This window comes from Pseudomonas sp. Ma2-10, assembly GCF_054330215.1.
Genome location: NZ_JBTEYL010000011.1, coordinates 71,375 through 84,179, shown reverse-complemented (window position 1 = coordinate 84,179; position 12,805 = coordinate 71,375). Strand labels below are relative to the sequence as shown.

Below are 12,805 nucleotides of genomic sequence, written 5' to 3'. Positions count from 1 at the left end.
ACTGCTGTTGAAACTGCTGATTCTCGATCGAGACGGGGTGATCAATTACGACTCCGACGCATACATCAAGTCGGTGGAGGAGTGGATTCCGCTCCCGGGTTCGATCGAAGCCATCGCGCAGTTGAGCAAGGCTGGCTGGACGGTAGCGGTGGCTACCAACCAGTCCGGCATCGCTCGCGGCTATTACGACATCGCCACCCTGGACGCCATGCACGAGCGCTTGCGCTCGTTGGTGGCGGAACAGGGCGGGGAAGTCGGGCTGATCGTCTATTGCCCGCACGGGCCGGACGATGGCTGCAATTGCCGCAAACCAAAACCCGGGATGTTGAAAACCATCGCCGCGCATTACAACGTATCGCTGACCAATCTTTGGTTCATCGGCGATACCCTTGGTGACCTGGAGGCCGCCAAAGCCGTCGATTCTCAACCAGTTTTGGTAAAGACCGGGAAAGGCGAAAAGACTTTTGGCAAGACCCTACCGGTAGGTACCTTGATTTTTGACGATCTGGCGGCGATTGCCGCAGAACTTATCCACAATTAGAGTGCTTTCGAATTTCCTGACCAAGGATTGATCGGGAGTGCGCTTTATATAGACGGGCAGAGCCCGCACGGTAAACGTCGCCATGTCGATACTGCAGGCCATCAGAACCTTCCTCTTTTACCTGCTGCTGGGCACCAGCTCCTTGCTCTGGTGCAGCCTGAGCTTTTTTATCGCGCCTTTTCTGCCGTTCAAGGCGCGCTATCGTTTTATCAATGTGTATTGGTGCCGCTGCGCATTGTGGCTGAGCAAAGTCTTTCTGGGCATCAGCTACGAAGTGAAGGGCGCCGAGAACGTGCCCGACCAGCCCTGCGTGATTCAGTCGAACCACCAGAGCACGTGGGAGACGTTCTTTCTCTCCGCCTACTTCGAGCCGTTGAGCCAAGTGCTCAAGCGCTCATTACTGTATGTGCCGTTCTTCGGCTGGGCCATGGCCATGCTGCGACCCATCGCCATCGACCGCGACAATCCGAAAGCCGCGCTCAAGCATGTGGCGAAGAAGGGCCATGAACTGCTGAAGGATGGCGTCTGGGTGCTGATCTTCCCAGAGGGAACGCGCGTTCCTTACGGCACCATCGGAAAGTTCTCTCGGGGTGGTACCGCTTTAGCCGTCAACGCCGCACTTCCCGTGCTGCCGATTGCGCACAATGCTGGCAAGTTCTGGCCGAAAACCGGTTGGGCGAAGAAGCAGGGGGTCATTACCGTGATGATCGGCGCCCCCATGTATGCCGAGGGTAGCGGGCCGCGAGCGATCGCCGAGCTGAATGATCGGGTCCAAGCCTGGAACGAGCAGATGCAACGTGAAATGGGCTCCCTGCCATCCGCCCCACAAACCCCGACGGCTAGCGATCAAATGGCGGTCTGATATTTTGTGGATAACCTGTGTACTGTTTGGTTGAAAAACGTTGAATTCTGTTATTAAGTTTATGATTTATATACACATTTTATAGAGCAGTAAAAAACCGAAAAAAGTGCATAAGTTTTTTAAAGACGTAAAAAAACCGGCTGCTATAGCCGGTTTTTTTATGCCTTCGATTCAGGTGTCTCCATCTTCGAACGACGGAAAATGGAGACTGAAGCAGGTGCCTTGGCCAACCACGCTGGATCAGAAGTCCAGGTTGGAAACCGCCAGGGCGTTGCTTTCGATGAAGTCACGACGAGGTTCGACCGCATCACCCATCAGGGTGTTGAAGATCTGGTCCGCGCCAATGGCGTCTTCGATGGTCACTTTGAGCATCCGGCGCTGACTTGGGTCCATGGTGGTTTCCCACAGTTGATCCGGGTTCATCTCACCCAGACCTTTGTATCGCTGGATGGTGTGACGCTTGGTGCTTTCTGCCATCAGCCATTCAAGGGCTTCCTTGAACTCGGTAACGGGCTTCTTGCGCTCGCCACGCTGGATATACGCGCCGTCGTCCAGCAAGGTGCTCAGTTGAGCGCCCAGAGAAACAACAGTCTTGTAATCGTTGCTGCCGAAGAAGTCGCGGTTGAAGGTGACGTAGTTCGACAAACCGTGGGAGATCAGTTCGACCTCAGGCAGCCAGACGTTCCGTTCACGGTCTTCACGCAGGCTGGCTTTGTAAACCAGGCCGGACTTCTCGACGGTGCGCAGGCGAACTTCGTATTGGGCCATCCAAGCCTGCATCGCAGCGTGATCGGACAGTTGCTCCAGGCTAACGGCAGGCAGGTAGATGAAGTGCTCGGTCAGCTCCAGTGGATACAGGCGCGACAGACGCTTGAGCGTCTTCATTACCAGACGGAAGTCATTCACCAGACGCTCGAGGGCATGTCCGGAAATACCCGGTGCTTCCTCGTTCAGGTGCAGGCTCGCATCTTCCAGGGCCGACTGCGTCATGTACTCTTCCATGGCGTCATCGTCTTTGATGTATTGCTCTTGCTTGCCTTTCTTAACCTTGTACAGCGGTGGCTGGGCGATGTAGATGTAGCCGCGCTCGATCAGCTCCGGTAACTGGCGGAAGAAGAAGGTCAGCAGCAGGGTACGGATGTGCGAACCGTCGACGTCAGCATCGGTCATGATGATGATGTTGTGGTAACGCAGCTTCGCGATGTTGTACTCATCGCGGCCAATGCCACAGCCTAGCGCGGTGATCAAGGTGCCCACTTCTTGCGAAGAGATCATCTTGTCGAAGCGCGCCTTCTCGACGTTCAGGATCTTGCCCTTTAGAGGCAGGATGGCTTGAGTCCGACGGTTGCGTCCCTGCTTGGCGGAGCCGCCAGCAGAGTCACCTTCCACGAGGTACAGTTCGGAAAGGGCAGGGTCTTTTTCCTGGCAGTCAGCCAGTTTGCCCGGCAGGCCGGCGATATCCAGAGCGCCTTTACGACGTGTCATCTCACGGGCTTTACGCGCCGCTTCACGAGCGCGAGCCGCATCGATCATCTTGCCGACGACCAGCTTGGCTTCGTTCGGATTTTCCAGCAGAAAGTCGGAGAAGTACTTGCCCATTTCCTGTTCGACCGCGGTCTTCACTTCGGAAGAAACCAGCTTGTCTTTGGTCTGGGAGCTGAACTTCGGATCAGGCACTTTTACCGAGATGATCGCGGTCAGGCCTTCACGGGCATCGTCACCGGTGGTCGCGACTTTGTGCTTCTTCGCCAGACCTTCGGCTTCGATGTAGGTGTTCAGGTTACGCGTCAGCGCGGAACGGAAACCCACCAGGTGAGTACCGCCATCGCGCTGCGGAATATTGTTGGTGAAGCACAACAGGTTCTCGTTGAAGCTGTCGTTCCATTGCAGCGCGATTTCCACGCCAATCCCGTCTTCACGCTGGACGTTGAAGTGGAACACCTGGTTGACCGGAGTCTTGTTGGTGTTCAGGTATTCAACAAACGCACGCAGGCCACCTTCGTACTTGAACAGCTCTTCCTTACCACTGCGCTCATCCTTGAGGACGATGCCGACACCGGAGTTGAGGAAGGAGAGTTCGCGAATCCGCTTGGCCAGGATGTCCCAGCTGAAGTGGATGTTCTTGAACGTCAGGTCGGACGGTTTGAAGTGGATCTGGGTGCCGGTGGTTTCACTCTCACCGACGATTTTCATCGGTTCTTTTGGAACACCGTGAATGTAGGTCTGTTCCCAGATTTTGCCACTGCGGCGAACGGTCAAGACCAGTTCTTCGGACAGGGCGTTCACAACCGACACGCCTACGCCGTGCAGGCCGCCGGATACTTTGTAGGAGTTGTCGTCGAATTTACCACCCGCGTGCAGCACGGTCATGATGACCTCGGCTGCCGAGACACCTTCTTCTTTGTGCACATCTACCGGGATACCACGACCGTTGTCGCGAACGGTGATGGATTCGTCCGGGTGGATGATGATGCTAATTTCGTCGCAGTGGCCGGCCAGAGCTTCGTCGATCGAGTTATCGACCACCTCGAACACCATGTGGTGCAGACCGCTGCCATCGTCGGTGTCACCAATGTACATACCGGGACGTTTGCGTACGGCATCCAGGCCTTTCAGCACTTTAATGCTCGTTGAGTCGTACGTATTTTCTTCGCTCAATGCCTTCACTCCCGATGGTCGTGGGTCTGGGTGATACGGCCCTGTTCCACGTGGAACAGAGCGACTGGCGTTTCCGTCTGCCAGCCTTCCCTCAATAATTCATGATCTACACAGGTGATAAACACCTGGCAGCGTAAGTCTTCCAGCAAGCGGCAAAGCGCGCGGCGGTGGTGCTCGTCCAGTTCGGACGGCAGGTCATCCACCAGATAAATACACTGGCCGCGTCGGGCCTGGCTTACCAAGTGCCCTTGGGCAATCCGCAATGCACAGACCACCAGCTTCTGCTGACCGCGAGACAAGATGTCTGCGGCGTTATGTGCGCCCAATCTAAGACGCAAATCAGCGCGCTGCGGTCCAGCCTGGGTATGGCCCATTTGCTGATCCCGCTGAAGGGACCCGGCGAGCACTGCACTCAGCTCTCGGTCTTTGTCCCAACCTCGGTAATAGCTGAGCGTTAAGCCCTCGAGTTCAACCAGTTCGCTCAAGGTCTGTTCAAAGACTGGTTTTAAGGCTTTGATATAAGCGCGGCGGTATTCATCAATTTCAGCACTGGACTGGCACAGTTCCCTGTCCCAAACCGCTTGCGAAACGGCGTCAAGTGTACCATGCCGCAGCCAAGAGTTTCTCTGGCGCAGGGCCTTCTGCAAGCGCTGCCAGGTGGACATGAATCGTGGTTCCACGTGGAACACACCCCAGTCGAGAAACTGCCGGCGAATCTTCGGTGCGCCTTCCAGCAATCGGAAACTATCAGGGTTGATCAACTGCAGCGGCAGGATCTCCGCCAGTTGCGCCGCGCTCCGAGCGTTCTGCCCATCGATGCGGATCTGGAACTCCCCTTGACGGTCTCGGGAGATCCCCAAGGCACTGTGTCCACCCTCGGCCAACTCCACCTGACCAAACACGGTACAGGCGAGCTGCTCGTACTGGATAACCGGTAACAGGCGGGTGCTACGAAACGAACGGGCAAGCCCCAGCAGATGAATGGCTTCCAGAACACTGGTTTTGCCGCTGCCGTTGGCGCCGTAAAGAATGTTGATTCGGGGGGAGGGGGAGAGGGTCACCGGGTGCAGATTGCGCACCGCGGTGACCGAGACGCGACTTAAGGACATCTAGCTTCTGCTGAGCATGATTACAGACGCATCGGCATGACAACGTAGGCCGAGTCGTCGTTGTCTGACTCTTGCACCAGCGCACTGCTGTTGGAGTCGGACAGGATCAGACGAACCTGCTCAGTCGTCATGACGCCCAACACGTCCAGTAGATAGCTCACATTGAAGCCGATTTCCAGGTTACCGCCGTTGTACTCGACGCCCACTTCTTCTTCCGCTTCTTCCTGTTCAGGGTTATTCGCCTGAATTTTCAGCTGACCGTTGGCCAGTTGCAGACGGATGCCGCGGTACTTCTCGTTGGACAGAATTGCGGTACGGCTGAAGGCTTCACGTAGGGCCTGACGATCACCGAGGACCAGCTTGTCACCACCTTTAGGCAGAACACGCTCGTAGTCCGGGAACTTGCCATCGACCAGTTTCGACGTGAAGGTAAACTCGCCAGTGGTTGCACGAATGTGGTGCTGACCCAGCACGATACTGACGATACCGTCAGGCTCAGTCAGCAGGCGCGCCAGCTCAAGGATACCTTTACGTGGCACGATGACCTGATGACGATCGGGTTGACCGATATCGGCCTTCATCGAGCACATGGCCAGACGGTGACCGTCGGTGGCCACGGCGCGGATGATACCTTCGGAAACTTCCAGCAGCATGCCGTTGAGGTAGTAACGCACGTCCTGTTGGGCCATGGCGAAGCTAGTGCGTTCGATCAGACGACGCAATTTGCTTTGCTCAAGGCTGCAAGTCAGCGAACCCGGACCTTCTTCGACGGTTGGGAAATCGTTAGACGGCAAGGTCGACAGGGTGAAGCGGCTACGGCCAGCCTTCACGACGAGCTTCTGCTCATCGACCTTGATGTCGATCAGTGCGTCGTTGGGCAGGCTCTTGCAGATGTCCATCAGCTTGCGCGCAGGCACGGTGATGGAACCCGGATCAGCCGGCTCTTCGAGTTGTACACGACCGACCAGTTCGACTTCCAGGTCGGTACCGGTCAGCGACAATTGCTGGCCTTCGACAACCAGCAGCACGTTGGAAAGCACCGGCAAGGTCTGTCGGCGCTCGACGACGCCTGCGACCAGTTGCAGGGGTTTCAACAGGGCTTCGCGTTGAATGGTGAAATGCATGGTCTAGTCCCTTGCCTTAATAAGCTGCGCTGGTGTTCATCAAGTGGTCAGTGTACGCAGCAGGTTCTTGTAGTCCTCGCGGATGTCCGCGTCGGATTCCTTAAGTTCGTTGATCTTGCGGCAGGCGTGCAAAACAGTCGTGTGGTCCCGGCCGCCAAACACATCACCGATTTCCGGCAAGCTATGGTTGGTCAGTTCTTTGGACAGAGCCATAGCGACCTGACGCGGACGGGCTACCGAACGCGAACGACGTTTGGACAACAAGTCGGAGATCTTGATCTTGTAGTACTCGGCGACAGTGCGCTGAATGTTATCCACAGAGACCAATTTGTCTTGCAGTGCCAACAGATCTTTCAGGGATTCGCGAATCAACTCGATGGTGATATCGCGCCCCATGAAGTGCGAGTGGGCGATCACGCGTTTGAGTGCGCCTTCCAGCTCACGAACGTTGGAACGAATACGCTGGGCAATGAAGAACGCCGCGTCATGGGGCAGATCGACCTTGGCCTGATCGGCCTTTTTCATCAGGATCGCCACGCGTGTTTCCAGCTCCGGCGGCTCGACGGCTACCGTCAAGCCCCAGCCGAAGCGGGATTTCAGGCGCTCTTCAAGACCTTCGATTTCTTTCGGGTAGCGGTCACTCGTGAGAATGACCTGCTGGCCACCTTCAAGCAGGGCGTTGAAGGTGTGGAAAAACTCTTCCTGGGAACGTTCCTTACGGGCGAAGAACTGAATGTCATCGATCAGCAACGCATCCACCGAACGGTAGAAGCGTTTAAATTCGTTGATGGCGTTCAACTGCAGGGCCTTGACCATATCGGCCACGAACCGCTCGGAATGCAAGTACACAACCTTGGCATTCGGATTCTTCTTTAATAGGTGGTTACCGACCGCGTGCATCAAGTGGGTTTTACCCAAGCCGACGCCACCATAAAGGAAGAGCGGGTTGTAACCGTGCTTGGGATTGTCTGCCACTTGCCAGGCCGCAGCCCGGGCCAGTTGGTTGGACTTGCCTTCGACGAAGTTTTCGAAGGTGAAGGTGCGGTTGAGGTAGCTGGTGTGCTTGAGCGCGCCTTCGACCTGCACCGTACGCTGTTCGGCGCGAATCGGGGCTTGTTGTGAACTGGCCCCGGCCATCGGGTCGAAGCTATCGCGCGATGGCTCTTCATTAACATCGGCAACTTTTTGCGTCGCACGCTTGGTCGGAGCGGTTACCTGGGCTGGCGCCGGTGCGTTGACAGGTGCTTGAGCGGCCTGCGCCTGTGAAGCAGCGGCGGCCAACGGAGCATTCGGGGCTGCACGTGGTGCCGAACTGCGTTTGCTGCCTATTAATAAGGACAGCGCCGGCGCCATGCCATTGCCATGCTCATCCAGCAGTTCAAGGACGCGGCCCAAGTACTTTTCGTTGACCCAGTCGAGAACAAAACGATTCGGTGCGTAGACACGCAACTCGTCGCCTTCGGCTTCGACCTGTAGTGGACGGATCCAAGTGTTGAATTGTTGGGCAGGCAGCTCATCGCGCAAAAGCTCCACGCACTGCTGCCAAAGTTCCACTGACACGGATATCCCCTAAGTTGAAAGCCGGTGAGGCAAAAACAAGCCGCCATTGTAGCCGACCAAGCCCCGACTTATCCACATGAAGGTTGTGCACCGCCCATGACGAATCAGTGATTTATACGGAAAAAAGACGACCAGTGGTCTGTGCATAAGCTCTGTGGATAACCGGACCTAAGGTCGTTGTACAAGTAGGGGGGAAACTCGGTGGATAACCACCCTGTGGATAACTACCTCTTTCACCCACAGCTTATCCGACAGCGCAGCACAGGCTTACCACTGTTTTCCACCGTAGTTGTCATTCTCTGTACATCACGATTTTAAAGGGCTGATGCCAGTTATCCACAGATATTCGTGCCCCTAGCTTTTATAAGCTTTATAGAAAAGCTTTAAATACTTTCTTTCTTAATTTCTATATCTAGCCAAGTGGCTCGGCAGGAAAAACGGCTGGAGATCTATTTGTACGGAAACGCTGGTTGGAAATTGACCTAGAGGCTTGCTTTCTCTAGAATCCCCGGTCTCTTAAAACGGGGGCCATTCCGGCCCGTTGTGGACGAACCAGGTAACACGACAATGAAACGTACTTTCCAACCAAGCACTATCAAACGCGCTCGTACTCACGGTTTCCGTGCTCGCATGGCTACCAAAAACGGTCGTGCCGTCCTGTCGCGTCGTCGCGCCAAAGGTCGTGCGCGTCTGGCAGTTTGATAATCCGGCACTGGAGGTGAGTCAGGACTTCAGTCGGGAAAAGCGTCTGCTTACTCCCCGGCATTTCAAGGCGGTCTTTGACTCCCCTACCGGCAAGGTTCCGGGGAAAAATCTCCTGCTCCTTGCGCGCAACAACGATCTCGATCACCCCCGTCTCGGGCTGGTTATCGGGAAAAAGAGCGTAAAGCTCTCCGTCGAGCGCAATCGCCTCAAACGTCTGATGCGCGAATCGTTCCGTCTGAACCAGGACTCACTGGCCGGCTGGGACATCGTTATCGTCGCGCGCAAAGGTTTGGGTGACGTAGAAAACCCCGAATTGATTCAGCATTTCGGCAAACTCTGGAAGCGTCTGGCACGTAGCACGCCGGTACCAGCAGTCAAAACCGAAACTGTAGGGGTAGACAGTCCCGATGCGTAAACTGGCACTCGTTCCGATCCAGTTTTATCGCTATGCCATTAGTCCTCTGATGGCCAGTCACTGTCGTTTCTACCCCAGTTGTTCCTGCTACGCGTATGAAGCCATAGAAAATCATGGCCTTCTGCGCGGTGGCTGGCTGGCCTTTCGTCGTTTAGGCCGCTGTCATCCGTGGAATCCCGGTGGTTATGACCCGGTTCCATCTATCCCTACCTCCCGTTCTTCTTCGATGGCCGAGTAATCATGGATATCAAACGCACGATCCTGATCGTCGCCCTGGCAATCGTGGCCTACGTTATGGTCCTTAAATGGAACCAGGACTATGGCCAGGCTGCCCTGCCGACTCAGAATGTTGCTTCCAGTACTGCCGCACCGGGCCTACCGGATACGGCGACTGGCAATAATGCTTCTGTCAGTGACGACATTCCACGCGCCGCAAGCGATACCAGCGCAACTGCACCTGCTGAAATACCAGTAGCGGCAAGCAAAGACCTCATCCAGATCAAAACGGATGTGCTCAACCTGGCAATCGATCCACAAGGCGGCGATGTTGCCCAGTTGACGCTGCCACTGTATCCACGTCGCCAGGACCATCCGGAAATTCCATTCCAGTTGTTCGATAACGGCAACGAGCGGACTTATCTGGCCCAGAGCGGTCTGATTGGTACCAACGGTCCGGACGCCAATCCTGCCGGTCGTCCGGTTTACTCCTCGGAGAAGAAGATTTACCAACTGGCTGACGGTCAGGACCAATTGGTCGCAGACCTGAAGTTCAGCAAGGACGGCGTCAACTACATCAAACGTTTCACCCTGAAACGTGGCCTGTATGACGTAACCGTTTCCTACCTGATCGATAACCAGAGTGCTCAGCCTTGGTCCGGCGCAATGTTTGCGCAATTGAAGCGTGACGCCAGCTCCGATCCTTCTTCCAGCACAGCCACCGGCACCGCGACTTACCTGGGCGCCGCGCTGTGGACAAGTAACGAGCCGTACAAGAAAGTGTCCATGAAGGACATGGACAAGGCTGCGCTGAAAGAAACCGTTAACGGTGGTTGGGTTGCATGGTTGCAGCACTACTTCGTGACCGCATGGATTCCGGCGAAAGGCGAGAACAACCTCGTCCAGACCCGTAAAGACAGCAAAGGCAACTACATCATCGGCTACACCGCACCGGCAATGACTGTCGCGCCAGGTGCAAACGCCGAGACCAGTGCCGTTCTGTATGCGGGTCCGAAAAGTCAGGATGTGCTGAAAGAGTTGTCCCCAGGTCTGGAACTGACCGTCGACTACGGCATTCTGTGGTTCATTGCCCAGCCAATCTTCTGGCTGCTGCAACACATCCACGCGCTGGTCGGTAACTGGGGCTGGTCGATCATCTTCCTGACCATGCTGATCAAGGGGATCTTCTTCCCGCTGTCGGCTGCCAGCTACAAATCCATGGCGCGCATGCGTGCAGTGGCACCGAAACTGGCCGCACTGAAAGAGCAACACGGCGACGACCGGCAGAAAATGTCGCAATCCATGATGGAGCTGTACAAGAAAGAGAAGATCAATCCGCTGGGGGGTTGCTTGCCAATCCTCGTGCAGATGCCGGTTTTCCTTTCGCTGTACTGGGTTCTGCTGGAAAGCGTTGAAATGCGCCAAGCGCCGTTCATGCTGTGGATTACTGACCTGTCGATCAAGGATCCGTTCTTCATTCTGCCGATCATCATGGGTGCAACCATGTTCATCCAGCAGCAGTTGAACCCGACTCCACCGGACCCAATGCAGGCCAAGGTGATGAAGTTGATGCCAATCATCTTCACCTTCTTCTTCCTGTGGTTCCCGGCTGGTCTGGTGCTGTACTGGGTAGTGAACAACTGCCTGTCGATCGCCCAACAGTGGTACATCACTCGTAAGATCGAAGCAGCTACCAAAGCAGCTGCCTGATTTACACTGTGAATAACCACTCAAAACGCCCCCTAGTGGGGCGTTTTGCTATCTGTCACTTTTGTCTGGATAACGGTTTATGAGCATTCCTCGTGAAACCATCGCTGCCGTCGCCACCGCTCAAGGTCGCGGCGGTGTGGGCATCGTCCGTATTTCCGGGCCGCTGGCGAGTATTGCGGCCAAGGCCTTCAGCGGCCGTGAACTCAAACCGCGATTCGCCCACTACGGCCCGTTCCTCAGTAAAAACGATGAGGTACTGGATCAAGGTATCGCCCTGTATTTTCCCGGCCCGAACTCGTTCACCGGTGAAGATGTGCTGGAACTCCAGGGCCATGGTGGTCCGATAGTTCTGGATATGCTGCTCAAGCGTTGCCTGGAACTGGGCTGTCGGTTGGCCCGGCCGGGTGAATTCAGCGAGCGCGCCTTCCTCAATGACAAACTCGACCTAGCTCAGGCCGAGGCGATTGCCGACTTGATCGAGGCGAGTTCTGCACAGGCTGCACGAAATGCCCTGCGTTCCTTGCAGGGCGCATTTTCCGAGCGTGTGCATAACCTTACCGAGCAATTGATTGGCCTGCGCATCTATGTCGAAGCGGCGATCGACTTCCCTGAAGAAGAAATCGACTTCCTCGCCGACGGTCACGTACTGAGCATGCTCGACAAAGTGCGTGACGAGTTATCCACCGTACTACGCGAAGCCGGGCAGGGTGCCTTGCTGCGTGACGGGATGACTGTGGTGATCGCCGGCCGGCCGAATGCCGGTAAATCCAGCCTGTTGAATGCATTGGCCGGTCGTGAAGCCGCTATCGTCACCGAGATTGCCGGCACCACCCGGGACATTCTTCGTGAACATATCCACATCGATGGTATGCCCCTGCACGTGGTCGACACCGCAGGCCTGCGAGATACCGACGACCAGGTAGAAAAAATCGGTGTCGAACGGGCGCTGAAAGCAATCGGCGAGGCTGATCGCGTGTTGTTGGTGGTTGATGCTACGGCTCCTGAGGCACTTGATCCGTTCGCGTTATGGCCAGAATTTCTGGAAATCCGTCCCGATCCGGCAAAAGTCACGCTGATCCGAAACAAGGCTGACCTCACTGGGGAAGCCATTGCTCTGGAAGTCAGCGAGGATGGCCACGTCACCATCAGCCTGAGCGCCAAATCTGCCGGTGAAGGGCTGGAATTGCTGCGCGACCACCTCAAGGCCTGCATGGGCTACGAACAGACCTCGGAAAGCAGCTTCAGTGCTCGCAGGCGTCACCTTGAAGCGTTGCGTCACGCCAGTGCTTCCCTTGAGCACGGCCGGGCACAGCTGACCTTGGCGGGTGCCGGTGAACTGTTAGCCGAGGATTTGCGGCACGCCCAACACGCTTTGGGTGAGATCACGGGCGCATTCAGCTCCGATGACCTGCTGGGACGGATCTTTTCCAGTTTTTGTATCGGCAAATAATCTTCCCGGTTGTCCACAGACAGGCCATTCGTGCCTGTCTGCCCCCACCTTTTCTTGAATTCTCTTTCAGTGCTGAGCAGATTCTTTCTGCTTGAGCGGATTTCCCGCGTCTCGGATTTACGTATTTAGCCGTTTTCTGTGGATTGAGCCCTGTGAATAACTGCCTCTAAGGGCAGTTGATAACAGGGCCTCAAAACTGGAGATAACTGCCACTGTGGATAAACACCCCTTTCATCCACAGGCTTAAACCGGTTATCCAAGGGCCTCCTTGCCACATGACCACAGGGTTTTGAATCTCTGTACATATTGAATATAAAGGCCTATAGCAATCTATCCACAGAAATGTGCCTCAGTAGAAATAAACATAAAAACAAAGATTTAATAAATCTCTCTCTTTTTAATTTCTATAACAGCGACTTCTCCACAGCTGGTTAAATTTTGTGCAAAGGGTTCTT

At 55.5% G+C, this 12,805-nt stretch carries 11 protein-coding genes; 7 read left to right on the top strand and 4 right to left on the bottom strand.

All coding sequences use genetic code 11. The annotated features are described in order from the left end of the window. The first annotated feature begins 1 nt into the window (after position 1). Positions 2 to 541 carry a D-glycero-beta-D-manno-heptose 1,7-bisphosphate 7-phosphatase gene (gmhB, locus tag ACXPVS_RS15255; RefSeq protein WP_458510762.1) on the top strand — a complete coding sequence of 180 codons (540 nt, stop codon included), beginning with the start codon at positions 2 to 4 and terminating at the stop codon, positions 539 to 541. A gap of 82 nt (positions 542 to 623) precedes the next feature. Then, positions 624 to 1,403 (top strand): lysophospholipid acyltransferase family protein, encoded by a 780-nt coding sequence (locus tag ACXPVS_RS15250; RefSeq protein WP_458510669.1) that lies wholly within the window; start codon positions 624 to 626, stop codon positions 1,401 to 1,403. Positions 1,404 to 1,643: 240 nt separating this feature from the next. Here the strand turns inward: ACXPVS_RS15250 and gyrB are convergent, their stop codons facing one another. From gyrB to dnaA, 4 genes are read right to left on the bottom strand one after another with little or no spacing between them, the layout of a single operon-like run. Next, a complete protein-coding gene (gyrB, locus tag ACXPVS_RS15245) occupies positions 1,644 to 4,061 on the bottom strand; it encodes a DNA topoisomerase (ATP-hydrolyzing) subunit B (RefSeq protein WP_458510668.1) in 2,418 nt (805 codons plus the stop codon). Positions 4,062 to 4,066: 5 nt separating this feature from the next. After that, positions 4,067 to 5,170, bottom strand: coding sequence for a DNA replication/repair protein RecF (gene recF / locus ACXPVS_RS15240; protein WP_458510667.1), 1,104 nt, complete (start codon positions 5,168 to 5,170; stop codon positions 4,067 to 4,069). Positions 5,171 to 5,190: 20 nt separating this feature from the next. After that, positions 5,191 to 6,294 (bottom strand): DNA polymerase III subunit beta, encoded by a 1,104-nt coding sequence (gene dnaN, locus ACXPVS_RS15235; RefSeq protein ID WP_458510666.1) that lies wholly within the window; start codon positions 6,292 to 6,294, stop codon positions 5,191 to 5,193. Positions 6,295 to 6,333: 39 nt separating this feature from the next. Then, positions 6,334 to 7,854, bottom strand: a complete 1,521-nt coding sequence (dnaA, locus tag ACXPVS_RS15230) for a chromosomal replication initiator protein DnaA (RefSeq protein WP_458510665.1) — start codon at positions 7,852 to 7,854, stop codon at positions 6,334 to 6,336. A 567-nt stretch (positions 7,855 to 8,421) separates the two neighbouring features. On the opposite strand from dnaA, the gene rpmH reads away from it, so the two are divergent. The 5 genes from rpmH to mnmE all read left to right on the top strand — a co-directional run bounded on the left by rpmH (position 8,422) and on the right by mnmE (position 12,350). Then, entirely contained in the window at positions 8,422 to 8,556 is a 135-nt protein-coding gene (gene rpmH, locus ACXPVS_RS15225) for a 50S ribosomal protein L34 (protein WP_003213577.1), read from the top strand. A gap of 16 nt (positions 8,557 to 8,572) precedes the next feature. Next, a complete protein-coding gene (gene rnpA / locus ACXPVS_RS15220) occupies positions 8,573 to 8,974 on the top strand; it encodes a ribonuclease P protein component (protein ID WP_031319201.1) in 402 nt (133 codons plus the stop codon). Continuing rightward, positions 8,967 to 9,212, top strand: coding sequence for a membrane protein insertion efficiency factor YidD (gene yidD / locus ACXPVS_RS15215; RefSeq protein ID WP_074872215.1), 246 nt, complete (start codon positions 8,967 to 8,969; stop codon positions 9,210 to 9,212). The genes rnpA and yidD overlap by 8 nt, the downstream gene beginning before the upstream one ends. Positions 9,213 to 9,214: 2 nt before the next feature. Continuing rightward, a complete protein-coding gene (yidC, locus tag ACXPVS_RS15210; RefSeq protein WP_458510664.1) occupies positions 9,215 to 10,900 on the top strand; it encodes a membrane protein insertase YidC in 1,686 nt (561 codons plus the stop codon). Positions 10,901 to 10,979: 79 nt separating this feature from the next. Continuing rightward, entirely contained in the window at positions 10,980 to 12,350 is a 1,371-nt protein-coding gene (mnmE, locus tag ACXPVS_RS15205) for a tRNA uridine-5-carboxymethylaminomethyl(34) synthesis GTPase MnmE (protein WP_458510663.1), read from the top strand. Positions 12,351 to 12,805 lie beyond the last annotated feature (455 nt).